The sequence below is a fragment of the Pandoraea pulmonicola genome (genome assembly GCF_000815105.2).
GTDB lineage: Bacteria > Pseudomonadota > Gammaproteobacteria > Burkholderiales > Burkholderiaceae > Pandoraea > Pandoraea pulmonicola.
In genome coordinates, this window is the sequence record NZ_CP010310.2 from 1926096 (window position 1) to 1952028 (window position 25933).

Sequence of the window (25933 nt, forward strand, 5' to 3'; positions counted from 1 at the left end):
ATGGCCGTGCACGATCGTGAGCTGGCCGGGGCGGCGGACCTCCCCTCGCTGGACCGGCTGCTGGGCATGTCCGACTTCCAGGCCATGCTGGCCGATTTCGGCCGCACGCAGGTCACCGCCGCATTGCGCCGCGATCTCGACGAGTGCCGGGCCGCCGCGCTCGCCGGCATGCTCCTGCGCGACGCCGTGACGCCTGCGGCCTTCGCCGGGCGTCTCACCCAGGCGCTCACGATGCGCAATCAAGCGGCGTTGCGTCCGGTATTCAACCTGACCGGCACCGTGCTGCACACGAATCTCGGCCGGGCATTGTTGCCGGAGTCGGCGCTCGAAGCGGTCATGCAGGCGCTCACGTCTCCCGCGAACCTGGAATTCGATCTCGCCACGGGCGGGCGAGGCGACCGCGACGATCTGATCGCCCCCTTGCTCTGCGAGCTGACGGGCGGCGAGGCCGCGACCGTCGTGAACAACAATGCCGCGGCGGTGCTGCTGATGCTGGCGACGCTTGCGAAGCGCCGCGAAGTCGTGGTCTCGCGCGGCGAGCTGGTGGAGATCGGCGGTGCGTTTCGCATTCCCGACATCATGACCCACGCGGGCGCGAAGCTCGTCGAGGTGGGCACGACCAATCGCACCCATGCGGCGGATTACCGCAATGCCATCGGCGAGAAGACGGCGCTGCTCATGAAGGTGCATTGCAGCAACTACGAAGTCACGGGCTTCACGAAAAGTGTCGACGTGGCGGAGGTCGTGCAGATTGCGAAGCCGCACGGCGTGCCCGTGGCGGTCGACCTCGGCAGCGGCACGCTCACGCCGCTCGAACGCTGGGGGCTTCCTCACGAGACGACCGTGCAGGAGACGATCGCGGCCGGAGCGGATCTCGTCACGTTCTCCGGCGACAAGCTGCTGGGCGGCCCGCAGGCGGGCATGATCGTGGGCCGCAAGGATCTCATTGCGAAGATCAAGAAGCATCCGCTCAAGCGTGCGCTGCGCGTGGGCAAGCTGACGCTGGCCGCGCTCGAGCCGGTGCTGCGTCTCTATCGCGACCCCGAGCATCTGCCGGAACGGCTCACGACGCTGCGGCTGCTCACGCGCGTGCGCACCGAGATGGTCGCGCAGGCCGAGCGGCTCGCGCCGGTGCTGGCGAGGTCCCTCGGCGACGCCTATACGGTCACGACCGCGCCGATGGTCAGCCAGATCGGCAGCGGCGCGCTGCCCGTCGAGCAGTTGCCGAGCCATGGACTGGCGATCGCGCCGGCGAGCGGAGGCAAGCGCGGCGGCGGCCGAGCGCTTGCGAAGCTCGAAGCCGCGCTGCGCGCGCTGCCGTATCCGGTCATCGGTCGCATTGCCGATCAGACGCTGTGGCTCGACCTGCGCTGTCTGGAAGTCGACAACGAGGCGCGTCTCGCGCTGCAATTCGCGGAGCTGCACGTATGATCGTCGGTACGGCGGGACATATCGATCACGGCAAGACGAGCCTCGTTCGTGCGCTGACCGGTGTCGACACGGACCGTCTCAAGGAGGAAAAGGCGCGCGGCATTTCCATCGAACTGGGCTACGCGTACACGCCGTTGCCCGACGGTGAAGTGCTTGGCTTCATCGATGTGCCGGGGCACGAGAAGCTCATTCATACGATGGCGGCCGGCGCGGTCGGCATCGATTATGCGTTGCTGGTAATTGCGGCCGACGACGGCATCATGCCGCAGACGCGCGAACATCTGGCCATTCTCACCATGCTCGGTGTGCGGCGTGGCGTGGTGGCACTGTCGAAGGCCGACCGCGTCGATGCGGCCCGGCTCGCGCAGGTGACGCACGATATCACGCAATACCTCGCGAGCACGCCGCTGGCGCGGGCAGCCATCGTGCCGGTGTCCGCGACGACGCCGGGGGATACGGGCGTTGCCACGTTGCGCGAGCAGTTGACGCAGGCGATGCGGGCGATGCGGGCGATGCGGAATGCGGGCCCCGCGGATTCGACCACGCGCGCGGTGCGCCGTGACGACGCCGTGTTCCGCCTTGCCGTCGACCGTGTCTTCACATTGGCGGGGCATGGCACGGTGGTGACCGGCACGGCGTTCGCGGGCACCGTGCGCGTGGGCGATACGCTGACGGTCATGCCGCAGGGGCTGCCCGTACGCGTGCGCAGCATTCATGCGCAGAATCGCCCGGTGGAGGCCGGGCGCGCCGGAGAGCGGTGCGCCTTGAATCTCGCGGGCGTGGAGCGCGATCAGTTGGGACGCGGCGACTGGATCGTCGCGGCCGGGCTGTCGCAGCCGTTGAAACATGTCGATGTCGAGCTGCATTGGCTCGAAGGCAATGCCCCGCTGACGCAATGGTTTCCGTTGCATGTGCATCTGGGCACGACACACGTGCAGGCCCGCACGGTGCTGCTCGACGGCGACGCCCTCGCGCCCGGTGGCACGATGCGCGTGCAATTGGTGTTCGACACGCCGGTCTGTACGATGCCCGGCGATCGCTTCATCGTGCGCAATCCGCAGGCGACGGCAACCGTGGGTGGCGGGCGTGTACTCGATCCTGCCGCGCCCGAGCGCAAGCGCCGGGCGCCGGCGCGGCTGGCGTGGCTCGATGCGGTGGCAACGTTCCTCGACGGCGGGGGGCTCGATGCACTGCTCGCGCAGTCGGCATTCGGCCTGACGGGCGCGCAAGTGGTGGCGATCACGGGCTTGCCGCCCGAACAGTGGCAATGGCCGTCGAATGCCGTGGTGTATGCGGGCGCCGAGAACCAGTCGTTGGCGTTCGCCCCACATGTCTGGCAAACGATGGGCGCGCGTGTTCTCGATGCGTTGCGCGACTACCATGCGCGCGTGCCCGATGAGCCGGGGCTCGACGTCGCCCGGCTGGGACGCATGACGTGGCCGGCGCTGGAGGCGTCGCGTTGGCGTGTGATCGTACAGGCGTTGCTGACGGACGGGGCGTTGGCGCGAACGGGCGCGTGGCTGCATCTGCCGTCGCATCGTGTCGAGATGACGGATGAGGAGACGGCGTTGGCGCAGGCGCTACTGCCTCGTGTGGCGCAGGGGCGCTTCGATCCCCCTTGGGTGAGGGATATGGGGCGCGAGTTGAACGTGCATGAGGAGCGAGTGCGGACGGTACTGCGCAAGCTGGCGCGTCAGGGGCGCGTGCATCAGATCGTGAAGGATCTGTTCTACGACGACGCGTGTGTGCGGGCGCTCGCCGACCTGATCGTGCAGGCGGACGGCAGGGTCGAGGCGGGAGCGTTTCGCGACGCGACGGGGCTCGGGCGCAAACGTGCGATTCAGATTCTGGAGTTCTTCGATCGTGCGGGATATACTCGCCGCGTTGGTCATTTGCACGTTCAGCGCCCCGGTGTGGTGTGGGGCGCTGTGTAGGTCTCGGAAGTATCGTGCATGCTTCATCCCAGGGAAGGCATCCGCATCCGGTGATGCGGCCGGGCTTCAAACCCGGTTGGGGGCGTCAGCCGCTCCCAGGTCGGTTCGACTCCGGCTGCTTTCCGCCACAAGGCTTTCGTCTGTTTTCTGTTTCCGGTTTTCGCCGATCTCCTGTTCCGCAAAATACTCGCAGTTCCGCAAAACTCATTTCGTCGGCTTCGCCTTATCTCCCCGGCGATTACGCACATAGTGCTCGGTCATTGTCACCGAGGTGTGGCCGAGTTGCTTTTGCGCCTGCCTGATATCTCCCGTCGTGTCGGTCTTGTCGGTACCGCCTCCGTACGCAGTTCCGCCGCTGCCGGCGGAAACGCGCCAACCGACGGCGGAACGGACGCCCTAGATCTGCTCACAGGGTTGTTCAGCAGGATTGACGACGCTGCGGGACGACTTGCGGAATTCGCTAACGCTGCCCACGTCGCAGGACTCGCCTGCGAGCGCAACTACGACGCGTTGATTTCGGGGAGATGAGATCACCAGCGATCGGGGGGATGAGGTAATACAATTTATTCAGATTCGCCATGAGTCCACATACGCTGGTTATAGCCAGCTATTCGGATTGTTAGTATGCATACAGAAATACTACGTCTACTATTTAGACGCTTCCTCTTCTTCGGAGAAGGCGAGATGCAATGAAGTCAAGTCGCTGGTGGGCCCTGGGCCGTTGCAAATCATGTGTATGGAGTTTCGACGCCGACGAGGATTCTGGCAGTCGAACGGAAGGACTCGGGTCCGAGCATCGGGCGTGTTCATTGCGTGATGGCCCGGCGATCCTGTTTGTTGTACGAAAAAGGACGCGGAACGCGAATTGAGGAGTAGGAAATCGGAATGGTCTGCTTGTCGATTCGCAGCGTCGCCCCTCCCATAACCGGAGCATGAGGACAGCTATGCACAACAATGACCCATTTCCTCCCCTAGATCCATCCGTAGATCCGACTATTGCCATCGTCATGTACAGCTCGAAATGGTACATCATGACGTATGCGGACAACTCCGGGTCTATGCAACTTGATGTCTCGTATGGGAATGAGCACGACGATGGCCATGGACTCCTTGCGTACCTTAATGGTTACCCCGCGATGGCCGTTTACAACGGGGTGGTGTATCTGACGCATCAAGCCTCCCTTACCGATCACGCGCTTTGGCACATGACATACGATGGGACGAACTGGTCGTTTGACACCACCATCCCCAACGTTTATTTAAATGAATCCCCCGGGATGGCTGTATTCAATGGAAACCTGTATGTGGCGCATCAGGGCTCCGACACTACCGGCGCTGCGAACTCGCTTTGGTATACCGTAACCAACGGTAGAGCCTGGTCGCAGGACAAGAACATCCCCGGCATTCAGATGAATGGTTCGCCCGCGATGGCCGTTTTCAACGACACGCTTTACCTGTTTTTTCGAGGTATTGACGGCTCTACCCTTTGGTACACAACGACGACGGACGGAAAGACTTGGCCGAACCAATGGCAGGTCGACGGCGTTTCCATGCGCAATTCGCCTTCCGCGGCCGTTCGCGACGGCGTGCTTTATGTGGCATACCATAATAGCGACGATGGGACGATCTGTTACTCAACTTACGATGGGAACTCTGAAAGGAACTGGTCGCCACCCGCGACCATCGAGATGACGACTACACTCCCCATAGCCGATAAGGGGTCCCCCGCGATATACCTGGATGACACTAATAATTATCTTATGTTGGCCTATACTTATCCGAGCGGTTTCCAAAACCTGATTTCCGTGGTGCCCCCTCAGCCGACCATCGACGGAGACTAATCTCGGATCTGGCGTGAGGTGGTAGACAGCGAGCACGAAGAAATGAACTACTCCCCCAAGATTGGGCATGAATCCAACCTTGGGGATTCACGAATCCTGGACAACCCTCCATTTAGCGGCGTGGCGCGCCCGGTGTGCCGGGTAGGTCTCCGCGCAACAGGCGTAGTTCAGAGAAGCGGAACTTCATGCACTCAAGCGCGATCGACTTGTCGCCGACCGCTTCTCGCCAAGACTGGTGGATTGCCACAGACGGCTACGAGAAGCGTCTCAGGTCAAGAGATCGCTGGGCCATTACATTTCCAACTCCCTGCCAACTAACGTTTCCATAAGCGACTTGTAAGCCGTTAAGTCTCCCTTCCAATCGGCGCGAAATTTTTTAATAGCATCGAACGTGGTTACGGGGACACTTACTCCCAGCTTTTCTAGCTCTTCATTGACATAGTCGCGATCCTCACTCCGGCAAAGTAGGCCACGTATGTTTAATCGTTGGAACGCAATTTCGCGTTTTTGTCCTTTGATATCCCCGCCGATTCCTATGCCAACCGCAGAACTCCCTCGCGCTTGCACGTCCGCCCCATCCCCGATGACAACGATCGGTGTATGAGAAGCTTGTCCGTGATCGACTCTCAGATGCGCCGAGATAGCTTGATAAGCATATAAACGTGTTCCGTCCACCGCCGCCGAAAATTGAAGTTGACCGTCGGTCTCGGTCTGACCAGGTTTGCTGACGAACTGCCGCGGCCCTCCGTAGACGGGCATAGTACTTACACGTCGAAGATTCAATGAGGTAATGCCGAACTCCCCTGCCAGCAATTGTTGCCCACGCTTTATGAGATTCCCTACTGGCAGCAATTGACCACCCATCTTCATCGCACACAAAACCGCGTCTAGATTTGTCCCATGCATCGCGAGATTTTTAGGATTTATATTCTCTGGAATTTTATTTAACCATGCTCTCTTGGATGTTTTCATGTGTTTTTCGTATTCCAAGACAGTTTTTCCTTGCCATTTTATGATGTTCTTTGTGTAGGATTTTAGTGCATTGATTGAGCCTGAGATTGGTAAGCCACTTAGATTTTTTTCTTCCCGAAATTTTGCGAAATCAATTATTCGTTGATCAACCAATAATTCATCTGGATTACTCTTTGTGTCATCCTCTGCGGTCTCAAGTGGTCTCGTCGCATGAGAAGATTCCGCCGCCACGACTGTACCTGGCGAGAACAACCGCCCTACACCGGTAAAAATTGCATGAACGTTTTCTGGCATACGACGGGTGCCGGGATTTTTCAACGTGGCCGCATCGAGATCAGAGCCAGGCCCTATCTCTGCATTTCGAAGGCCGGGGGTGAATTCGAATTTGATCTGCGGGCCGGAGTATCCGGGAGCTTTGACCGCAGTGTTCAACCAATCCAAGGTGTCTGGAGCAAGAGGGTTATTGGTGAGAATTAATGTGGCTTTCTTGTCCAAGGACAGAAGGCCCTTCTGCAGGTTGCGCAACTCGTTGGTGTTTGCATTGAGATAGAAGGGCCCAGTCGGAAGATTCTGCGGGTCTGGCAGATGTGTCAGTTGATTTGAACTTATGTCTACATGTCTGATGCCACTTGGTAAGCATCGCACGTGTTTCAAGTAAGTTCTGCGGATTTCAAGCGTTTTAAGTCCCTCCGGCAAGACGTCTGGCAAGCTTGATAAGCTACCGCCGTTTATCCTCAGAGTCTTGAGCCCTGGAGGGAGGCGTAGAAGTTCGCTGAAATAATTTCCTCGGATTTCAAGCGTTGTAAGTTGTGGGGGTAAGCCGGGAAGACTGGTCAAGTGATTTGCGCCGATCTCGAGCATTCTTATCGTCGGGGGCAAGGCCGGCAGGGTGTACAGTCCCCAAGACGGGATCTTTAGCACGCGACCGCGCTTATTCGCCAGGTCACAAAGCATGTCAGCCAAGCTGGTACGTTGGAGGTTTTCTCGGAAATCAGGTTGCAGAACCCTCCCCATCATCTCCCACGCCCTTACTGAGTACTGATACAGTTCCTCGGATCCGTTTTCGTCAATCAGGCCAGGTTCAACATGGACTTTTTCAATTATCCAATTGATGTGCCTGATCACGTCGTCCTCGTTCACGTGCGGAAACATTGTGCGCGTGAGCGCCACCGCCACACCAGTGGTTACGGTTTCACGTTCATCCCAAAATGCGCTTGCGATCTTGTCGGCCAGGTCCCTCGTAGTATTTGATGCAGTCCCCTCTTGGCGACATACTTCGTCAAGATGGCGCTCAAGCTTCTCTGCAGTCGATGACACTGCCTCGCCGCTATGAATCTTGCGATCAGCCCATATAATTCCGGCTAGGAAACCCTCGGATAATCGGGTTAGAGATCCGCCGTTTTGCCCATAAGATACGTCGCCCCAAACGCTGACGAACGCCGAAATCGGTCCCTCGACTTCGCGAACTTGTGAAGTATTTGATGTGGCGGGCTTCAGGGCACGCATCGGATTGTGCGCTGAGGACAATTTCGCGTGATCAATAGTCATTGAGTTTCAAGCCTTCTACCAAATTCAATGTAATCTTGTAGTCTGAGTGCAGGCGCTCAACCTCGACCACGGAATGACGGCGTTGGGAGATGCGATAGCGCGGTGTTGTGGCATTTTGCCTCGCATGCGATTGTTATATTGCAAAAATTGACCAGAATTGGCTCTGCTACTCTAGGTGCGGGGGCGTCGGCTTCACTTGTGCGTGGCCGTCATGGCTGGGCTGATACCTTGAACGACCAGATCCGGACTATGCGTGTGAGGGCGGGGGCTATGGCAGGCGCAGGAAGGCGAGGATGGTCCTCGATTGTCGTTCACGATGCTCGCGTCGAACGGCAGACCATCATCCGCTGATGAAGCGCTTCCGCAAGCCGGGAAGCGCTCGGTGATCATCATCCGGCAGGACGATTACGACGACTGACTCGACGCCCGATCGATGGATACGGCAAGGTCGTTTCTGGTGCTGTCGGATGCTGCGGCGTTGACTGCAAGCCCTACCTCGAAGGCCTGAAAAATCGTTCCGCAATTCTTTGCAGACATCGTAAACGAAGGGACTGTATTAAACGATTTTTGCGTTGTTTGCGGAACGGAAATTTTTTTAACGCATTGATTTGAATAGGATAGCGGCCGGGCTTCAAACCCGGTTGGGGGCGTCAGCCGCTCCCAGGTCGGTTCGACTCCGGCTGCTTTCCGCCACAGCGCTTGCTTCGGAATTCAGCCGTTTCAGTCCCTTTGCGGTTAGCTCGCCTTGGCGCGTTACATATGCGCGTGCTGTTCTGACAGTCAGACCAAGCCTTTGGGCCCACTCCTTCAGGTCGAATGGGCCGCCGCGGGCCCGCTCGTCACGCAGCGCCCGCAAGTCTCCCGGCCTTGTCATCTTTCGCAAAGGCGCGTTCCTCTGGAGTTTTTTAGCATCGAACAATACACTATCGGCGAGCAGTCCATACCTGTCGGCAAACGCTTTCGCATTAAGCTGGCCACTGTCCACCTCGGCCTTCAGCGCCGGCCAGTAGTCCGTCGTCAATCGCACGTTGGTCCTCGAGGCTTCTCCCTTGATCTCGGCCACCCTTGACTTTCCCCATGGCGTTAATTCTGCCTTATGTGTTTCAGGGCAGACGATATCCACATAACGGCGTAATCCCGCCCACGTTACGTCGTGCCGTCGTGCAAATTCTGCCCCGATAAACGGGCGGCCGCTGTTCACCTCGGCCTCCAGCGCCAGAACGACATCGTCTCTCACCGTTACCTTGTGGCTGGTACTTTTCTCGGCAATCCGAGCCAATCTGTTCCGTGCTACCGTTGTTAGCTCGTTCTTGAATACATACCACCTCAACGTGCTCAGGCCCACGCGAAGTTCTCGCGCAAGCTCAGCAACTTTAAGAGGTCGATCAGCGGCATGCGCTGCCGCGATGGCCCCCTGGATGCGGAGCAGAATTTCGTCGGTGACCACCTTGCCGGTTTTCCTGGTTGACGAAAGGGGTAACCCGGAGGCGTACCCGCTGTTCGAGCCCCGGGGCGCTGCGCGCCTTTTCCCTGCGCGCGCTCCGAAAAGAGGCGGCTGTTGGACTGAACCCGACGGTCCATCGGCCAACGCCTCGGTATCGGCATGTGCCGCTGGTGCGCCCAGATACATGGCCAGTAGAACCGGTGTTTCGGACGGGAGCGGCCGTTGGTCCGAACTCGACAGTGGGTTGACCCACGCGTCGGTATTGGTCTGCAGCGCTGGTGCAGCGTCCATGTATGTCAGCTCCCCCTCGACTGTTCGTGGTGTTGCGCAAGGCGGCGGACGTTGGATCGAACTCGTCGGTATGTCGGCCAACGTGTCGGCATGGGCATGCGGTTGCTGAAAAAGAGGCCACTGGCCCGCCAACCCCGAATCCTGTCCAGCGACTGTCGGTGTTTTGAGAGGAGGTAGGAGTTGGCTCAAGCTCCACGACGAACGAGACCATCCATCAGCCTGACGCACTTCACGCACGTCGACGCGAAATGGATTCGGTAGCGTTGACGTTGAGGTCGTCACGGGAGGTTGGGAGTACAGCGCTCCAGCGCCGGAAATGGAACCCATGTATTGTCTCGCGGAAGCTCGCTCGTTCGCGGCATGCTCGTCATTGTCGGTGACACACCGTATGTATTTTTATTGTCACAGAGGCTGGGTCATCCGCATTTGTACAAATCGCTCTTTTTCCGCGACTGAGTCAGCAGTCAGCCGCACCGACCTGCATTCCAGCGCCGCAAACGAGGACTATGTGCAATTGACGAACTTCAGGGCGGGAAGCGTGAGGGCTTCTTCAAGCCAGTTCTTCGAAGGACAGGGCCCAGCCTTCACCGGCAAGCCAGACTGACGCGTGCCGCCTCGCGCTTGCCAAGAAAACGCTATCCCGCATCTTGTAAGCCGGTTTGTTTCAACTGGTTCAGTCCCATTTCGGTCAGTTCGCCTTCCGCGGTTACATGCTGATATACCGAATAGGGGCTCAAGCCAAGCCTTTGCGTCCACACGGCCCGGTCAAACGGGCCGCCGCGCGCCCGTTCCTCGCGCAGCGCCAGCAAGTCTCGCGGCTCCACCCGCCTCATCACGGACCTCCGGCGTGGAGGAGCGGGCGATTCCGTACTCGCAAGCCTTGTCGCTGGCGAGAGGGCTAGCTCCCGAAGTCTCCTCGCATCTCTCCATACGGTGCGGGTAGGCAATGCATACTTGGTCGCAAACGCTTTCGTATTGAGCGGATGGCCGCTGCCCATCTCGGACTTCAGCGCTTGCCAATAAGCAGTCTCGAATCGTACGTCGCGTATGTTGGGCCTCGGCGCATTCCCCTTGATCCTATCCAGCTTCGCTCTTAGCCGTGGCGTGATTTCCGCCCTGCGTGTCTGACGATCGACCATACAAACATGTGCGCTTAACACGGTCCTGGTGATACCGTGCCGTCGTGAAAATTCTGATGCGTTGAACGGGCGGCCGCTGCTCACCTCGGCGTCCAGCGCCAGAAGGAGCTCGTCTGTCATCTCCGGCCTGACACCAGTCTCGTCCCCAGTGATTCGAGCGAGTCTGTTTCGTGCGTCCACTGTCAACGCATTGTTGATCACATAGTTAGCCAACGTGCGGTAGCTCACGCCGAGCGCTCTTGCAAGCGCCGTCTTGTGAAGTGCCCGGCCGGCGGCTTGCGCTGCCTGGACGGCCGAACGGATAGCCAGCAGCGTTTCGTCGGTGATCACTTTGCCGGCTTTTTTTGTTGGCGGAGGCGCGAATTCGGTGGCGCACCCGCCGTCTGCGCCCGAGGGCTGCGTGCGCTTTTGCCCTGTGCGTGCTTCGAGGAGGCGCGGTTGTTGGACCGAACCGGACGGTCTGTCGGTCAACACCTCGTTATTGGCGTGCACCGTCCGTCCAAACGGCGACATGACCAGTAGGTCCGATGTGTCGGGGGAGAGCGGGCGTTCGGTCGAGCTTGACGGCATGTCGGCCAGTGTTTGGGGGCCGAGGCGCTGCTCCACGCTCTCTTGAATAGCCTCAAACCTCTCCAATAGTTGCGATGTTCCGGGGGACGGCGGTTGCTGGAGGAATTTCAGCAAGGCGTCCACCGTCCCGGTAGGGCCACGCTGTTTCGTTCGCCCACTGGTCTGATTTGCCAGGTGCGCCCAGCGCACATTGACATCGACTGTAGTCGATCGCGTTGATGTCGACGTCGATGGGCTCACGTTTCCCGGGGGCGGGCCGGTGCCCGTTGTCGTTTCGTGGAGCGGCAGGCGTTGGCCCAAACTCGGCGACGGGCGGGACCGCCTGTCAGCCTGACGCACTTCGCGCACGTCGGTGTCAAGGGCGGACGACTGCGTTGAAGTCGAAGTCCACGGAGTCGGCCGGGCAGACGTTAAGGGCGTTACAAGAGGTCGGGAGCGCGAGGCCCCACTACCGGAAACGGAATACATGGATTTTCTCGCGAGAGCCTTTTCGTTCGCGGCGTGCTCGTCATTGCTGGTGGTGCACCGCGCGTATTTCTATTGTCACAGACGCCGCGGTATCCGCATTTGCATAAATCGCTCATGCGGCGCGGGGCAATGTGGCGGCTCATGCAGCGTAGCGCACCTGGATCGTCGCCAATCTCTCCGCCTTCTCCTGATGTAGCGACGTTGACCGCATTGCGTTGCTCGCAGTGTGCAATGGCCTCAGTTCTCGCAAACACGCTCGCGGAGTTTCCGGTAGCGCCGGATGGGGATGATCTTCATGGCACTGCTATCATCCGAAAGCCGTCCCGCAGATTCCCCCAAGTCGAAGGTGAAGTGATTGAACCTGGTTTCGCTAACGCGCGATGTTCGCGCTGAGTTGAAAATTTGCCCGCGCTGGCCGGCGAGGCGGGTTCGTGTGGACGAGCGGGCGTTGCACCGGCTCCAGACGATTCAGGCCGGGTTGCCGCAAGGGATGAACCTGATCCTGACGCGCGGCTACGAGCCCAAGGCGAACGGACTTGGCATGGCGCGACGCCGATTTCGCGCAATCGGCACGGGCATGTTCCGGCTGATGTATCCGTCCAGATCGGCCGAGATCGCCGATATTTTCGGCAGCAATGGTCATGATGTCGACGGCACGCATGTCGATGTCTCGCTTGCTTTGCACGGCCGTCGCATCCGGATGCTTCCGCTCGGCGTGTTCACGCCGCCGTCCTGGCAACGCCGTTATGTGAGACGCTACGACGCCGCACTGACCGTGATTCGCTCCGCGTTGCAGGCGCAAGGATTCCGGATTCACCGCAACGCCACGGAAAGCCTCCAGATTCACTGCGATTTGATCGACTGAGCCGCGGGGGGCGGTGCAAGTCGACGACTTCCATCGCGCGGCGCTTGAAGCGGGCGCCACGGACAACGGCGCGCCTGGCCTGCGCCGGTACCATCCGAACTACTACGCGGCCTTTGTCATCGGCCCCGATGGCCACAACATCGAGGTGGTCTGCCATCAGGCGGAGAGTTGGGCACGCGTGGGAGCCGACGGGAGGTGAGGCGTCACCCGGCGCGGCCGACCGCTTACTGCGCCGCGTGACGCACCGATGCCAGCATGTCGTGCAGATTGAACGTCATGAGCGCCAGGAACGCAAGCAGGCCGAGGTAATAGGCGCCGTACGTCATCTTGGTTTCCATCGTCACCCCGTAATAGCGCACGTTCTCCGGCGCCTGCGGATCGTAGCGCCACGCTTTGCCGAGTTGGGGTAGTGCGAGAATCGCCACGAGAATCAAAATCGGACTCGGATGCCAGACGAATAGCGCGATCAGCACCGGCACGCCCGCAAACCAGATGCGTGGCGACAACACGGCGGTGATGCGCCCACCGTCGAACGGGGAAAGCGGAATCAGATTGAACAGATTCAGGAAGCAACCCGCATAGGCCAGCGCGAGCAGCAGATTGCTGTCCTGCTCGCGGGCAGCGAAATAGCACGCCATCGACGCGAGCGTGCCGACGAACGGCCCCCCGAGTCCCACATACGCTTCCGTCTCCGCGTTGAGCGGCGTTTCCTTGAGTTCGATCCACGCACCGACGAACGGGATGAACGTCGGCAAACCGACGTCGAGCCCACGCTGTCGCGCGGCCACGTAGTGCCCCGCTTCGTGGGCGAACAAGAGGATCACGAAGCCGAGGGCGAACTTCCATCCGTACACCCAGGCATAGACGACGATGGACAGCAGCATCGTGCCGCCCGTCGTCAGTACTTTGCCCAGCTTGAGCCCGCCGAAGACGAGCAAGAGGATTTTCGTCATCGCAAGCGTCAGGCACGTGGGGCGCCGGTGTCGTTACGTGGGTCGTTGCCCGCCGGTTGGGCGGCGCTCGGCGCGACCTCAGACGGCGTCGGGGCGCTCGACTGCGGGACGTCGCTCGTGCCGGTCGCATCAGTTGTCGGCATCGGCTGTGAGACGGGCAAAGGCTTGGGCTTGCGCTTGAAGAACTTGCCGAACGCGGCGCCCGCTCCGAGCAGGGCCAGCACGCCCACCTTGGCGAACTTTGCGAAGAATGCGGCGATCAGCGCAAACAAGCCCAGCTTCTTGGCCGCGACACCCGCCACGAGCGCGGCCAATCCGTATTCGGCGACGCGGTCGGTCTTTTCGTTGAAGTCCGCGTAACGCTTGCCCTCGACGAAGTTCAGGCCGGCCAGGATTTTGTCCGCCACCGGCTTGTCTGCCGTCAGCAGCGATTCGCTGGTTACCAGCGTGGTCGAAAGATAGCCGTCACGGCCGAGCGCCGTGGTGCGGTAGTTCACCGACGGATCGTTGTCGGCTCGCCCGCCAGTCTGCTTGTGCGCCACGCGAGCGGCCCAGACCAGCCGGTGCGTGCTGCTGTCGTACTGCGGCAACTGGGCCCAGCCGGTGACTTCCAACTCGGGGACGCCGTGCTCGCGACGTGTCGCATTCGCGTTTTCCGTGCCCTTGCGCAGGGACTCCAGAATGTCGTCCGCCTTCCAGTCGCGTGCGTCGTCGTCGCGCACGTAGCCGTCGTTGACGTAGGCGATGACATCGAGCCATTCGCCCTTGCCGTCGGTCGGCACGACGAGGCCGGCGAGCGTCTTGTCATCCACCGTATTGCCCATCGCCCGCAGCAGCCGCGCGGCCGTGGTGTCCGGAATCCAACCCATGCCGGTGGGCAGCGAGAATTTCGCCTGATCGCGGATGTCGACGATCCTCGGCCCTTGGATCAGGGCTTCGTTGGCTGCCTTGATGGCGGCGCGCACCTCGGCTTCGCGCGCCTCTGGCGTCGTCGACGACGCGGGAGTCTGGGCGAATGCGAGCGAGGCGGACAGCGTGAGCGCAACGAACAATGTGCGAAGGATAGAAGACATGTTGGGGCGTTCCCTGGTCGGCGTCGTTTTGAATATTCACATCTGAACAATGTGTGCCGCGGCGGATTATGCCAGAAGCCGCGTTGGATTCCGGAACAACCATAGGACCGGCGGACCGCCCAAGGCGCTCGGCGGACGCGCGCCGGGGGGAGCCCACAACGATCTGTCGGCGAGCCGAACGCTATTGCATTGTCGGCGCGAGGACTATGCGGGACTTCCGAAGCTCAAACGCATCCGGTGTCAATTTCAGACGGGCTCCGGATATTCGTCCGTTTGACGTCATCGTTTACCCGCAATTCGCGTTCCGGGACAGTTTTCCTCATTGACCGCCCATTTGTTTTTTGCTGGTATACCAGTTATGAACCAGACCCATCGCACCCCCGCCCTGAGCGATTCGGCCTACGACGCCATTCGCGCCCTGATCGTCTCGGGTGAAATTCGCGCCGGCGAGGCGCTCTCCGAGCGCGTACTCTCGGAGCGCTTCGGCATCAGCCGCACGCCTGTGCGTGAAGCGATCCGGGCGCTTGCCAACGACGGCCTGCTCGAGATCGTGCCGATGCGCGGCACGTTCGTGCGCCAGCTCTCGGTGCAGGACCTGCGCGAAATTCACGAAGTGCGGCTTGCGCTCGAAGGGATGGCCGCCTGGCTCGCCGCGCAAAAGGGCGTAACACCCGCCCTCGAAGAGGTCGCCTCCCGCCTGCGGGCGCTCGACGCACAGGCGGCGCAGGACATAGCGCTCGATGTCGACATCACGCAGCGCGTCGGCTGGCAGTTCCACGAAGCGATGTTCGCTGCCGCCGATAACGCGCGCCTGACGCAGACGTATCACGCGTTGCGCACCGAGAACGGTCTCGCGCTGCAACGCATTCCGCACTACGACGCCGAGCGCACGCGCGACGCGGTCCGCGAACACCTCGCGATCTTCGACGCCATCGCCGCCGGACATGCCGAGGCCGCCCAGCGCCATGTCTGGGACCACCTCACGCACGCCATGCAGGCGCGCTTGCAGGCGCTCGTACCCGCCACGGCGTCGACGACGTCCGACAACCCGGCCGCGGCGCCGGCCAAAGCCCGTCGCCGTTCGCTCAGATAAGCCGCCGCGCGCATCAGGCGCCGCGTCAGGAACACTCCCGGAGATAGCCGTCATGTCGTCAAGTACCGCCAGCAAGAAGAAACGCCTGATCCCGTTGCCCATCCAGATGCTCATCGGCCTGGCGCTTGGCATCGGCTGCGGGATGGTTGCGCCCGCGCTCGCCACGAAACTCATGCCGGTAGGCACGGCGTTCGTGCAGGCGGTGAAGATGATCGTCGTGCCGCTCGTCTTCACCGCAATCACGCTGGGCATCTATCAGATGGGGCATAACGCCCGCGCGCTCGGACGCGTCTCGGCGATCAGCCTCATCTACTTCTTCATTGCCACGATCGTCTCGATCGTCATCGGCCTGGGACTCAACGCGATCTTCCATCCCGGCCTCGGCGCGAACCTCGCCGCCGCGCACGCCACGGCCAAGCCGATCGCCGCATCGGTCGACTGGACGAAGTTCTTCCTCGACATGATCCCGTCGAACATCTTCGCGGCGATGAGCGGCAGCAATCTCCTGCCGGTGCTCGTCTTCGCGGTGTTGCTCGGTCTGGCGCTGTCGGCCATCGGCGAGCGCGCCAGGCCGCTCGTCGTTGTGCTCGACGCACTCATGGGCGCGGTCTTCAAGCTGACGGACTGGATCATCTCGCTCTCGCCGCTGGCGATTTTCGCGATCATCTCGTGGCTGTTCGCCACCCAGGGTCTGGGCACCATCCTCGCGCTGGTCAAACTGGTGGGCACGATGTACCTCGGCCTTGGCGTGCTGCTGGCGCTGTTCTGGATTCTGCTCAAGGCGATCGGCGAGAAACCGCTGGCGACCACACGCGCCATCGGCGAGCCGGTGATCCTCGCGTTCGCCACGCGCTCGTCGGAAGCGACGCTGCCGCTGCACATGGAAAAGCTCATCGCCATGGGCGTGCCCAAGGCCATCGCTTCGGTCGTGCTGCCGCTGGGCTACGCATTCAACCGCGATGGTTCGATCATGTACTTCGCGCTGGCGGTCGGCTTCCTCGCCGACGCCTATCACGTGCCGCTCGACATGCCCACGCTGCTCTCCATCGTGCTCGTTACCACGCTCGCGAGCAAAGGCAGCGCGAACGTGCCGTCGGGCGGACTCGTGGCCATCGCCATGGTGCTCACGACCATCGGCGTGCCGATCGAAGCGCTCGCCATCATCGCCGGCGTCGACGCGTTCCTCGACATGGGACGCACCGCCATCAACGTTTTCAGCAACACCGTGGCCATCAAGCTCGTCATGAAGCTCGCAGGCATTCCGTACGAGTCGCCCGAGGCCGTGCGGGCCGCCGCTGAAGCCTCCGAAGCCTCCGCGGCGTCCGGTACTGCCGCACCGGGCGGCGCCCACGGTCAGGAGTTTGCATGACCCTCAGTCACACCGAGTGCTTCATCGATCTGCGAAGCGACACCGTTACCCGTCCCACGGCCTCGATGTGGGAGGCGATGCAAAGCGCATCGCTGGGTGACGACACGCTCGAAGGCGATTCGACCGTGCGTGCACTGGAGCATCTCGCGGCGACCATGACGGGCAAGGAAGAGGCGCTGTTCGTCGTCTCCGGCACGATGGGCAACCTGATTGCGTCGCTGTGCCACGCCACGCGTGGCGGCGAGGCCGTGATCGACGCCCAGGCGCACATGGCCAGGTCGGAAGCGGGGGGCATGTCGCGGCTCGCCCATCTTTATCCGGTGCCGATTCCATCCGTGCGCGGCGAAATGGATCTCGATGCACTCGCCGGGGCGCTGCGTCCCGGTTTTTCGCGCTATGGTCAACCGACGGCCATGGTCGTCGTCGAATCGACGCACAATCACTCCGGTGGCTACGTGCCCTCGCTGTCGTATCTGGCCGAGGTGCACGCGCTCGCCGAGCGCGCCGGGGTGCCAGTGCACATGGACGGCGCGCGTGTCTTCAATGCGTCCGCCGCGCTGGGCGTGGACGTCGCGCAAATTGCCGGGCATTGCGAGAGTCTGACCTTCTGTTTGTCGAAGGGACTGTCCGCGCCGATGGGCGCATTGCTCGTAGGTTCGCACGCGATGATCGAACAGGCTCGCACGTTCCGTCGCATGACGGGGGGCGGCCTGCGTCAGGCGGGCATCATGGCCGCTGCCGGCAAGGTGGCGCTCGAGACGATGGTCGCGCGGCTGGCCGACGACAATCAACGCGCGCAGCGCCTGCACCGGGCGCTGGCGCAACTCGAGCCGCAACTGGTGGACGCGGTGCCGTCGCTCAGCAACATCGTGCGCCTGCGTGTCGGCGAGCAGCGCGAGGGCAACCCACGCGCGTGGGAAGCGGCGCTGGCGGAGCACGGCATTCTGGCGCGGGCGAGCGGGGCGTCGATGTTGCGGCTCGTCACGCATCGTCACATCGGCGACGACGATATCGATGCGACTGTCGCCGCCATCACGTCGATCCGCGGGACGTTTGCGGCGAAGGCCGCGTCGCCTGAGGCTTGAGCGGCGTGAACGTTGCGATGGCGATGGCCGGGTTGTCCGCCGCCCGGGGGGCTTCGTGGAACAGTGTGTTGCACGGCGCGGCCGGCCGAAAAACGGAAATGGCGGTACACTCCTAGCGCACGCCACCGCTCCCCGGTGGCACGCCATTCCAAAATTCGGCCCGTTTGAACGTCAACATGAAGTCCCCTGGTACTGCCTCCACCACGCCCGCGTGCGACGCCGGCGAGTGCGTCGAGCTTGTCGCATCGGCGACGCTGCCGACCCGCTATGGCACCTTCACCTCCCACGCATTTCGCGTCAAGGGCGGCGATAACGAACATCTGGCGCTGGTCATGGGCGATGTCGCCGGCGACACGCCCACGCTTGTGCGCCTGCATTCCGAGTGTCTGACAGGGGACGTCTTCGGCTCGTATCGCTGCGATTGCGGCGAACAGCTCGACGCCGGCATGCGCAAGATTGCCGAGGCCGGACGCGGCGTGATGCTCTATCTGCGCGGCCACGAAGGGCGCGGCATCGGCCTGAGCAACAAGATTCGGGCATATCTGCTGCAGGAGCAGGGGCGCGACACCGTCGAGGCGAACCTGGACCTGGGCTTGCCGGACGACGCGCGGGAATACGATTCCGCCGCTGCCATCCTGCGCATTCTCGGCGTGCGCTCGGTGCGCCTGATGAGCAACAATCCGAAGAAGTTCGACACCCTTGCCAAGCACGGCATCCCGGTGTGCGAGCGCGTCGCCCTCGACATTCCGATGCGCGAAGAAAACGAACGCTACATCCGCACCAAGCAGGTCAAGTTCGGCCACTACTTCGAAGAGAACGAATAAGCGCCGGACGGTGTGAAATACTCCCGTCGGTGCAAAGCCGTTTTGGGAGATGGCCGATATCCCCGGTGTGTTGATCCTCAGCAAAATCCCCGTGAATCCCGCGCAGGGCCTGATGTCAGCGCCGACAGCGGCTTTGTGTGATCGGTGGGCCGATCGGTAAAGGCGGGGTGGCCGGGTTGCGGCGCAGCAATTTTTGCTTGACGCTCCAAATTCGCCTCAGTTACCATCCGCCCTGTCTTCATTCGAGGGGTTTGTCCGTGAATACCGATGCCAGTTGTAGTCGACCGTTGATCGACTGATTGCCTGAGGATCCACAGCCATTCCCTGTGCCGCATCCTCATGCAGGATGCGGTGTCTCGCGCCATAAAACGCTCGCCCGAGCGTAGTCTTCCCGGCGCCATTCCCGCAGAAATTTCCACTGTCGTGCCCGCCACGGGCGCTGTCGCTTCGCGTGCGTTTTCCCGCATGGCGACGGTGTGCACGTGCGAGCCGGCCGTCCGGGCCGCAAACGGTCTGGACGATTCGCAGCGATGCGAGGAAGTCATGCGAGCTTTTCCAACATTTCAGGCTTTTCAAAGCCAACCGACGCGCGCCACGCCGGTGTCGCGCCTGACCATCGTCTGCCTGGCCGAAGCTCTCGGGGCATTGCGCAAGCAGATGTTCATCGATCTGACCGCGCTCGGCCTGCGCGCCACGCATGTGAGCATTACGCGCTGGAGCGATCGCGATGTGGCCTCGGCTACCGTCACGCTCGACTGCCCGCATGCCTCGCGTGCGTCGCTCACGTCGTTCGTCGTGCGCTTGTCGGGCGATCACAGCGTGCGTCGCGTGTTCTGGTCCGACGATGCGCAGCGCTGCACGTGGGCCGGCGCCATGCCGGCCCACGCCTGAGCGGCGCAGGCGAAAACATCGATCTCTTGCCGGGGCAGGGCCGTTGCCGCTGCCAATGAACGTAACCGAATACCGTAAGGAGCCGATATGGACGACGACAGTAGCCGAATGTGGCCCGTCGGAATCGTGCGCGTGACGTGCGGCTTTCCGGCGGGCAATCCAATGCCATTCCTTTGCAGTTTTGTTATCACCGACCGCGCGCCGCGCGGCGCGGCTGGGTACGCTCGCGCTTTTTTCCGGAGAGATGAGCTTCGGTAGCGTCTGACGAGTCCGGCCGGCCGCCATGCCAGCGTAAGCCGCGCCAGGAAATCGTCATGACCAAGGACCTTCATTCGCGCCACAAGCAACGTGGCTTCGTCGAACACTCGATACAGGAAGACCGCCCACTCTCGGGCCCCGACGTCGTCGCCCGGCTGGCCGCCGAGCCGCTGCACGATGTCCTCCACATGCTGCACACCAATCTGCGCGGCTTGCCGCTCGCCGAGGTCGGCCAGCGCCAGACCCGCCATGGGCCCAATGAAATCGCGCACGACAAGCCGCCGCACTGGCTCGTGCAACTCTTCAGCGCTTTCAGGAATCCGTTCGTGATGGTGCTGCTCGCGCTTGCCGTGGTCAGCTTCTTCACCGACGTCTATTTCGCCGATCCGGCCGATCGCGACTACAAGGGCATCATCATCCTGCTCACGATGGTGACGATCAGTGGCCTGCTGCGCTTCTTCTCCGAATTCCGCTCGCTGCGCGCGGCGGAGAAGCTCAAGGCGATGGTGCGCACGACCGCTAGCGTTCGCCGCCGCACGACCGTGTCGGGCAAGCCGGAGCGTCACGAAGTCGCCATGCGCGAGCTCGTCGTGGGCGACATCGTGACGCTGCAAGCCGGCGACATGATTCCTGCCGACCTGCGGTTGATCGAATCGCGCGACCTGTTCATCAGCCAGGCGGTGCTGACAGGCGAAGCGCTGCCCGTCGAGAAATACGACACGCTGGGCGCCGTTGCGCAGAAGTCCGCCGAAGTCTCGGCCGGACTCTCCGCCGGAACTGCCGGACTCGACGGCAAACAAGGCAACACCAGCCTGCTCGATCTCTCGAACATCTGTTTCATGGGCACGAACGTGGTCAGCGGCACGGCCACGGGCGTGGTCGTCGCGACGGGCGGCAACACGTACTTCGGCGCACTGGCCAAGAACGTGGTCAGCCGCAAGCGCGTGGAGACGAGCTTCGACCGCGGCGTGAACAGCGTGAGCTGGCTGCTCATCCGCTTCATGCTGGTGATGGTGCCGGTGGTGTTCATGATCAACGGCCTCACCAAGGGCGACTGGTTGAGCGCACTGACCTTCGCGCTGGCCGTGGCCGTGGGGCTGACGCCCGAAATGCTGCCGATGATCGTGAGCGCCAACCTCGCGCGCGGCGCGCTGGCGATGTCGCGCCGCAAGGTGGTGGTCAAGCGGCTGAACTCGGTGCAGAACTTCGGCGCGATGGACGTGCTGTGTACGGACAAGACCGGCACGCTCACGCAGGACCGCATCATTCTCGAGCAGCATCTCGATGTGGACGGCGATGTGCACGAAGACGTGCTGCGACTCGGCTGGCTCAACAGCTATCACCAGAGCGGCCAGCGCAATCTGATCGACGTGGCGATCATCCGCCGCGCCAACGAGATCGGAGACGCGGTGCAGCCTCGCACGTTTGCGAAGATCGACGAGTTGCCGTTCGACTTCGTGCGCCGTCGTTTGTCGGTGGTGGTCGCGAACGAGCGCGACGAGCACCTGATGATCACCAAGGGCGCCGTCGAGGAAATGCTCTCGGTGTCGACGCATGTGAAAACGCCGCAGGGCGTACGCGTGCTCGACGACACGGCGCGCGCCATGCTGCTCGCTCGTGCCGAGGCCTACAACGAAGACGGCTTCCGCGTGCTGGTCGTGGCCATCCGCGACATTCCGGCCAGCGAGACGAAGACGCAATACAAGACGTCCGACGAAGCCGGGCTGACCGTGTGCGGTTTCCTCACCTTCCTCGATCCGCCCAAGGATTCCGCCGCGCCGGCCATTGCCGCGCTGCGCGACCACGGTGTGACGGTGAAGGTGCTCACCGGCGACAACCCCATCGTCACGATGAAGGTGTGCCGTCAGGTGGGACTTGAGCCGGGCACGCCGCTCCTCGGCAGCGACATCGAGCCGATGACCGACGAGGTGCTGCGCGAAGTCGTCGGCCGCACCACCGTCTTCGCCAAGCTCGCACCGCTGCACAAGGCGCGTGTGGTCAAGGCGCTGCAGGCCAACGGTCACACCGTGGGTTTCCTCGGCGACGGCATCAACGATGCGCCCGCACTGCGTGACGCCGACGTCGGCATCTCGGTGGACACCGGCGCCGATATCGCCAAGGAAACCGCCGACATCATCCTGCTCGAGAAAAGCCTGATGGTGCTGGAGGAGGGCGTGATCAAGGGCCGGGAGACGTTCGGCAACATCCTCAAGTACCTGAACATGACGGCCAGTTCGAACTTCGGCAACGTGTTCTCGGTGCTGGTGGCGAGCGCGTTCCTGCCGTGGGAGCCGATGCTGGCCATGCAACTGCTCATTCAGAACCTCGTGTACGACATCTCGCAGATGTTCCTGCCGTGGGATCGCATGGATCCGGAGTTCCTCAAGAAGCCGCGCAAATGGGATGCGGGCAATATCCGTCGCTTCATGCTGTGGCTCGGCCCGACCTCGTCCGTGTTCGACATCACGACCTATGCGCTGATGTGGACCGTCTTCGGCGCCGGGGCGCTGTATCACGCGCACGGGGGCGACGGCGGACAGGTGATCATGAATTCGGGCTGGTTCATCGAAGGGCTGGTGTCGCAGACGCTCGTCGTGCACCTGCTGCGCACGCAGAAGATTCCTTTCCTGCAAAGCACGCCGGCGTTGCCGATCATGCTCTCGACCTCGGTGGCAATCGCCATCGCGTGCTGGCTGCCGTATTCGCCGTTCGCGAGCGCACTGGGTTTCGTCAGCCTGCCGTACTCGTACTTCTACTGGCTCGTGGCGACCATGTTCGGCTACATCGCGCTGGCCCAGACCGTGAAGACGATCTACATCCGCCGCTTCGGCCGCTGGTTCTGAGTCCTAACGGAGTTCAGCTTCCTATCGATAACCATCGATAACCATCGACGACACCCCCGCCATACCGGGCGGGGGCGAAACCCACACGCGACCCGGCGCGAACGACGCGCCGGGCGACGAACGCAAAGACAGAGAACGACTCATGAAGAAGCTACTGGCCTATCTCGCGCTGTTCTGCCCGCTCAGCGCCTTCGCAGCACACCCGCTCGTGACCGACGACACCGGCACGCAGGGCGACGGGAACTGGCAATTCGAATCCAACGGCGAAGTCACGTCGAAACAACCCGACATCGGCCGCCAGACGCTGTGGAATAGCACGCTCACGCGAGGCATCGGCGAAACGCTCGACCTCTACGTGAACGCGCCGTACACCAATGTTCAGACCCGCTCGGATTCGGCCGGCAGCGGGTTCGGCGACGTGGAGACCGGCGCGAAATGGCGCATGTACGACGACGGTGCCCTCAGCATCGGTCTCAAGCCCTATCTCACGTTTCCGACGGGGAACGACCAGCGTGGCCTGGGCAGCGGCCGCGTCAACGGCGGCGCCACGCTGCTCACCCAATATGTGGTCGATAACTGGACGTTCCTGTTCAATGCCGGCGCGGCCTATCAGCCGAACCGCCAGGGGCAGCGTCAGTCGTTGTGGAAGGTATCGGGCGCGGTGCTCTACCGCGTGCTGCCCACGACGCAGCTGATTTTCGACATCGGGACGCAGCAGAATCCCGATTTCTCGCAGCGTACCAATCCAGCCTTCATGATCGTTGGCGCGATCTACAGCCCGAAGCCGTGGCTGGACCTGGACGTCGGCTACCGACGCGGTCTCAACCCGCAGACGTATGACAATTCGTGGATGGGCGGCGTGACCGTTCGCTGGTAAGCGGCAACTCTGGCGATTCCAGCGGTCGGCGATCGCCGACTGCCGTTCCGAAGTGCGCGAATGCCGTCAGGCAGGGTGGGGAGTGGCAAACCCCGCCCGTCAGGACGATAATGACTTTGCAGTATAATTTTTTTCCAAAGTCATTGTCCCGGCGCTTCGCGCCGATTTGCCGTTTCGTCGTTACTGCCGCACTACTTTCGTTCCCATGCCCAAATCGCCGGCCTCCAAGGCGCTCACCGTCACCAATCCCGCCTGTCTGGTTGACGGCTCCGACGCCGAATTTCGCCATCTGATCAACGGTTTGTTGCCGTTTGCCGCACGCTTGCTGTCCGTGCGCGACGGCTTCGGCAGTCTGATCGGGCTCACCGGCATTCAATACTCGCTGCTGCAATCGGTCGTGCATCTGTCGTCCATCGGCGATGTCACGGTCAATCAACTGGCCGAGCACCTGCACCTCTCGGGGGCGTTCGTGACGATCGAAACGAACAAGCTCAAGGCCCTCAAGCTCATCGACAAACGCCAGAACCCGGAAGACCGTCGCAAGATGAGTCTGACGATCACGGCCGCGGGCGCGAAGCTCCTGCACGAACTCACGCCTTCCCAGCAACACATCAACGACGTGCTGTTCGATGGTGTGACCCGCACCGAGTTCAAGGTGCTTTGCGCGGTCGTCGACAGGCTGGTCGCCAACGGCGATCGCGCCACGCTGGAACTGAGCCACCTGCTGGCGACGCGGGAAAAGCGTTAGGCGCGCAAGGAAGTGGCAAGCGGTCGACAAACCTCGGCCGTGGCGAGGCTCGCGCCCGTTCAGTGGGCGGCCCACTGAATCGTGGTGAGATCCACGCCGTCCCGATACATATCCCACAGCGGACTCATCGCGCGCAGCTTGTCGACGGTGCCGCGCACCTGCGCGATCACACTGTCGACCTCCGCTTCGGTCGAGAAGCGCCCGAGTGTGAAGCGAATCGAGCTGTGCGCGAGCTCGTCGCTGCGCCCAAGCGCGCGCAGCACGAATGACGGCTCCAGCGAAGCCGACGTGCACGCGGAGCCCGACGACACCGCCACTCCCTTGATGCCCATGATGAGCGACTCGCCTTCGACGAAGTTGAAGCTCACATTCAGGTTGTGGGGGACGCGGCGCGTCATGCTGCCGTTGACGTAGACCTCTTCCATCTCCTGAAGTCCCGCCAGCAGGCGGTCGCGTAGTGCACCCACGCGGGCTGCTTCCTCTTCCAGTTCCAGCTTCGCCAGGCGGAAGGCCTCGCCCATGCCGACGATCTGGTGCGTGGGCAGGGTGCCCGAGCGCATGCCGCGCTCGTGGCCGCCGCCATGGATCTGCGCCTCGATGCGAATGCGCGGCTTGCGGCGCACGTACAGCGCACCGATACCCTTCGGGCCATACAGCTTGTGCGCCGTGACCGTCATCAGGTCGACCTTGAGGGTTTGCAGATCGATGGGGATCTTCCCCGCGGCCTGTACGGCGTCGCAGTGAAACACGATGCCGCGCTCGCGGCATAGTTCGCCGATTTCCGCGATGGGTTGAATGACGCCGATCTCGTTGTTGACCATCATCACCGACACGAGGATCGTGTCCGGACGCAGTGCATCGCGCACGGTGTCGACGGTGATCAAGCCGTCTTCCTGCACGTCGAGATAGGTGACCTCGAAGCCTTGCCGTTCGAGATCGCGCATGGTGTCGAGCACGGCCTTGTGCTCGGTCTTCACCGTAATGAGGTGCTTGCCCTTGCCGCTGTAGAAGTTCGCCGCGCCCTTGATCGCCAGGTTGTTGCCTTCGGTCGCGCCGGAGGTCCAGACGATTTCGCGCGGGTCCGCGCCCAGCAAGGCGGCAACGTGCTCGCGTGCGGTCTCGACCGCTTCCTCCGCCGCCCAGCCGTAGCTATGACTGCGCGAGGCCGGATTGCCGAAGTTGACGTTCAGATACGGCACCATTTTCTCGACGACGCGCATGTCGACCGGGGTCGTCGCGCTGTAGTCCATGTAAATGGGCGTCTCGAAATGGACCGTCGGCGCCGAGGGCGTCGGGGCAGGGGACTTCTCGGTTGCGTTCGCAGTGTTGCTCATGAGGACCTCGGATCGTCCGGTGGACAGCTTGAATTGCGGCCGAGTGTAGCACCGCAAATCTCTCGCATCGCACTCTCCCACA

The 25933-nt window shown here is 62.1% G+C and carries 19 protein-coding genes, 1 tRNA gene and 1 pseudogene; 15 read left to right on the forward strand and 6 right to left on the reverse strand.

Features of this window, described 5'->3' with window-relative positions; translation table 11 throughout:
- The 5 genes from selA to RO07_RS08395 all read left to right on the forward strand — a co-directional run bounded on the left by selA (window position 1) and on the right by RO07_RS08395 (window position 5206).
- Window positions 1-1431, forward strand: coding sequence for an L-seryl-tRNA(Sec) selenium transferase (gene selA / locus RO07_RS08370; protein ID WP_039409751.1), 1431 nt, complete (start codon window positions 1-3; stop codon window positions 1429-1431).
- Complete coding sequence (selB, locus tag RO07_RS08375) at window positions 1428-3365, forward strand: selenocysteine-specific translation elongation factor (RefSeq protein WP_039409752.1); 1938 nt, start codon at window positions 1428-1430, stop codon at window positions 3363-3365. The genes selA and selB overlap by 4 nt, the downstream gene beginning before the upstream one ends.
- Window positions 3366-3397: 32 nt before the next feature.
- Window positions 3398-3493: transfer RNA gene (locus RO07_RS08380), tRNA-Sec, on the forward strand.
- A gap of 145 nt (window positions 3494-3638) precedes the next feature.
- Complete coding sequence (locus RO07_RS26890; protein ID WP_072636991.1) at window positions 3639-3893, forward strand: DUF2514 family protein; 255 nt, start codon at window positions 3639-3641, stop codon at window positions 3891-3893.
- Window positions 3894-4309: 416 nt separating this feature from the next.
- Window positions 4310-5206, forward strand: coding sequence for a DUF8189 domain-containing protein (locus RO07_RS08395; protein ID WP_052267131.1), 897 nt, complete (start codon window positions 4310-4312; stop codon window positions 5204-5206).
- 291 nt (window positions 5207-5497) lie between these two features.
- Here the strand turns inward: RO07_RS08395 and RO07_RS25845 are convergent, their stop codons facing one another.
- The 3 genes from RO07_RS25845 to RO07_RS08410 all read right to left on the reverse strand — a co-directional run bounded on the left by RO07_RS25845 (window position 5498) and on the right by RO07_RS08410 (window position 11284).
- Window positions 5498-7726, reverse strand: a complete 2229-nt coding sequence (locus RO07_RS25845; RefSeq protein WP_147284527.1) for an NEL-type E3 ubiquitin ligase domain-containing protein — start codon at window positions 7724-7726, stop codon at window positions 5498-5500.
- A 631-nt stretch (window positions 7727-8357) separates the two neighbouring features.
- On the reverse strand, window positions 8358-9173 hold the full coding sequence (locus tag RO07_RS08405; RefSeq protein ID WP_039409756.1) for a hypothetical protein: 816 nt from the start codon (window positions 9171-9173) through the stop codon (window positions 8358-8360).
- Between the two features lie 923 nt (window positions 9174-10096).
- Window positions 10097-11284: a hypothetical protein gene (locus RO07_RS08410; protein ID WP_147284526.1), complete on the reverse strand. Its 1188-nt coding sequence runs from the start codon at window positions 11282-11284 to the stop codon at window positions 10097-10099.
- A 709-nt stretch (window positions 11285-11993) separates the two neighbouring features.
- Here RO07_RS08410 and RO07_RS08415 point away from each other — a divergent pair.
- Window positions 11994-12503, forward strand: coding sequence for a hypothetical protein (locus tag RO07_RS08415; protein ID WP_218026540.1), 510 nt, complete (start codon window positions 11994-11996; stop codon window positions 12501-12503).
- A 16-nt stretch (window positions 12504-12519) separates the two neighbouring features.
- Window positions 12520-12702 (forward strand): annotated as a pseudogene (locus RO07_RS08420) (VOC family protein); the annotation flags it as partial.
- A 25-nt stretch (window positions 12703-12727) separates the two neighbouring features.
- Here RO07_RS08420 and RO07_RS08425 read toward each other — a convergent pair.
- Window positions 12728-13456, reverse strand: coding sequence for a site-2 protease family protein (locus RO07_RS08425; RefSeq protein ID WP_039409760.1), 729 nt, complete (start codon window positions 13454-13456; stop codon window positions 12728-12730).
- Between the two features lie 8 nt (window positions 13457-13464).
- A complete protein-coding gene (locus tag RO07_RS08430) occupies window positions 13465-14529 on the reverse strand; it encodes a DUF2167 domain-containing protein (protein WP_072636993.1) in 1065 nt (354 codons plus the stop codon).
- A gap of 358 nt (window positions 14530-14887) precedes the next feature.
- Here RO07_RS08430 and RO07_RS08435 point away from each other — a divergent pair, with 358 nt between their 5' ends.
- The 8 genes from RO07_RS08435 (at window position 14888) to RO07_RS08470 (ending at window position 24517) form a co-directional block, all read left to right on the forward strand.
- Window positions 14888-15622, forward strand: coding sequence for a GntR family transcriptional regulator (locus tag RO07_RS08435; RefSeq protein WP_072636994.1), 735 nt, complete (start codon window positions 14888-14890; stop codon window positions 15620-15622).
- 52 nt (window positions 15623-15674) lie between these two features.
- Complete coding sequence (locus tag RO07_RS08440; RefSeq protein WP_039409769.1) at window positions 15675-16991, forward strand: dicarboxylate/amino acid:cation symporter; 1317 nt, start codon at window positions 15675-15677, stop codon at window positions 16989-16991.
- On the forward strand, window positions 16988-18076 hold the full coding sequence (locus RO07_RS08445; protein WP_052267132.1) for a threonine aldolase family protein: 1089 nt from the start codon (window positions 16988-16990) through the stop codon (window positions 18074-18076). The genes RO07_RS08440 and RO07_RS08445 overlap by 4 nt, the downstream gene beginning before the upstream one ends.
- Window positions 18077-18252: 176 nt before the next feature.
- Window positions 18253-18900: a GTP cyclohydrolase II gene (gene ribA / locus RO07_RS08450; protein ID WP_039414769.1), complete on the forward strand. Its 648-nt coding sequence runs from the start codon at window positions 18253-18255 to the stop codon at window positions 18898-18900.
- Window positions 18901-19443: 543 nt separating this feature from the next.
- A complete protein-coding gene (locus RO07_RS08455) occupies window positions 19444-19791 on the forward strand; it encodes a hypothetical protein (RefSeq protein WP_072637190.1) in 348 nt (115 codons plus the stop codon).
- 314 nt (window positions 19792-20105) lie between these two features.
- Entirely contained in the window at window positions 20106-22892 is a 2787-nt protein-coding gene (mgtA, locus tag RO07_RS08460) for a magnesium-translocating P-type ATPase (RefSeq protein WP_052267134.1), read from the forward strand.
- Between the two features lie 142 nt (window positions 22893-23034).
- Window positions 23035-23769 (forward strand): transporter family protein, encoded by a 735-nt coding sequence (locus tag RO07_RS08465; protein WP_039409770.1) that lies wholly within the window; start codon window positions 23035-23037, stop codon window positions 23767-23769.
- A gap of 205 nt (window positions 23770-23974) precedes the next feature.
- Window positions 23975-24517: a MarR family winged helix-turn-helix transcriptional regulator gene (locus tag RO07_RS08470; protein WP_039409772.1), complete on the forward strand. Its 543-nt coding sequence runs from the start codon at window positions 23975-23977 to the stop codon at window positions 24515-24517.
- 59 nt (window positions 24518-24576) lie between these two features.
- On the opposite strand, the gene RO07_RS08475 is transcribed toward RO07_RS08470, so the two are convergent.
- Entirely contained in the window at window positions 24577-25767 is a 1191-nt protein-coding gene (locus RO07_RS08475) for an IscS subfamily cysteine desulfurase (protein WP_039414776.1), read from the reverse strand.
- Window positions 25768-25933: the final 166 nt, after the last annotated feature.

What these genes read in the sequence shown, in the direction of transcription:
- RO07_RS08395 (WP_052267131.1), top strand. Translation starts at nt 4,310, where the DNA reads ATGCACAACAATGACCCATTTCCTCCCCTAGATCCATCCGTAGATCCG.
- selB (WP_039409752.1), top strand. Translation starts at nt 1,428, where the DNA reads ATGATCGTCGGTACGGCGGGACATATCGATCACGGCAAGACGAGCCTC.
- RO07_RS08440 (WP_039409769.1), top strand. Translation starts at nt 15,675, where the DNA reads ATGTCGTCAAGTACCGCCAGCAAGAAGAAACGCCTGATCCCGTTGCCC.
- RO07_RS08430 (WP_072636993.1), bottom strand. Translation starts at nt 14,529, where the DNA reads ATGTCTTCTATCCTTCGCACATTGTTCGTTGCGCTCACGCTGTCCGCC.
- RO07_RS08470 (WP_039409772.1), top strand. Translation starts at nt 23,975, where the DNA reads ATGCCCAAATCGCCGGCCTCCAAGGCGCTCACCGTCACCAATCCCGCC.
- ribA (WP_039414769.1), top strand. Translation starts at nt 18,253, where the DNA reads ATGAAGTCCCCTGGTACTGCCTCCACCACGCCCGCGTGCGACGCCGGC.
- RO07_RS25845 (WP_147284527.1), bottom strand. Translation starts at nt 7,726, where the DNA reads ATGACTATTGATCACGCGAAATTGTCCTCAGCGCACAATCCGATGCGT.
- RO07_RS08475 (WP_039414776.1), bottom strand. Translation starts at nt 25,767, where the DNA reads ATGGACTACAGCGCGACGACCCCGGTCGACATGCGCGTCGTCGAGAAA.
- RO07_RS08425 (WP_039409760.1), bottom strand. Translation starts at nt 13,456, where the DNA reads ATGACGAAAATCCTCTTGCTCGTCTTCGGCGGGCTCAAGCTGGGCAAA.
- selA (WP_039409751.1), top strand. Translation starts at nt 1, where the DNA reads ATGGCCGTGCACGATCGTGAGCTGGCCGGGGCGGCGGACCTCCCCTCG.
- RO07_RS08455 (WP_072637190.1), top strand. Translation starts at nt 19,444, where the DNA reads ATGCGAGCTTTTCCAACATTTCAGGCTTTTCAAAGCCAACCGACGCGC.
- RO07_RS08435 (WP_072636994.1), top strand. Translation starts at nt 14,888, where the DNA reads ATGAACCAGACCCATCGCACCCCCGCCCTGAGCGATTCGGCCTACGAC.
- mgtA (WP_052267134.1), top strand. Translation starts at nt 20,106, where the DNA reads ATGACCAAGGACCTTCATTCGCGCCACAAGCAACGTGGCTTCGTCGAA.
- RO07_RS08465 (WP_039409770.1), top strand. Translation starts at nt 23,035, where the DNA reads ATGAAGAAGCTACTGGCCTATCTCGCGCTGTTCTGCCCGCTCAGCGCC.
- RO07_RS08445 (WP_052267132.1), top strand. Translation starts at nt 16,988, where the DNA reads ATGACCCTCAGTCACACCGAGTGCTTCATCGATCTGCGAAGCGACACC.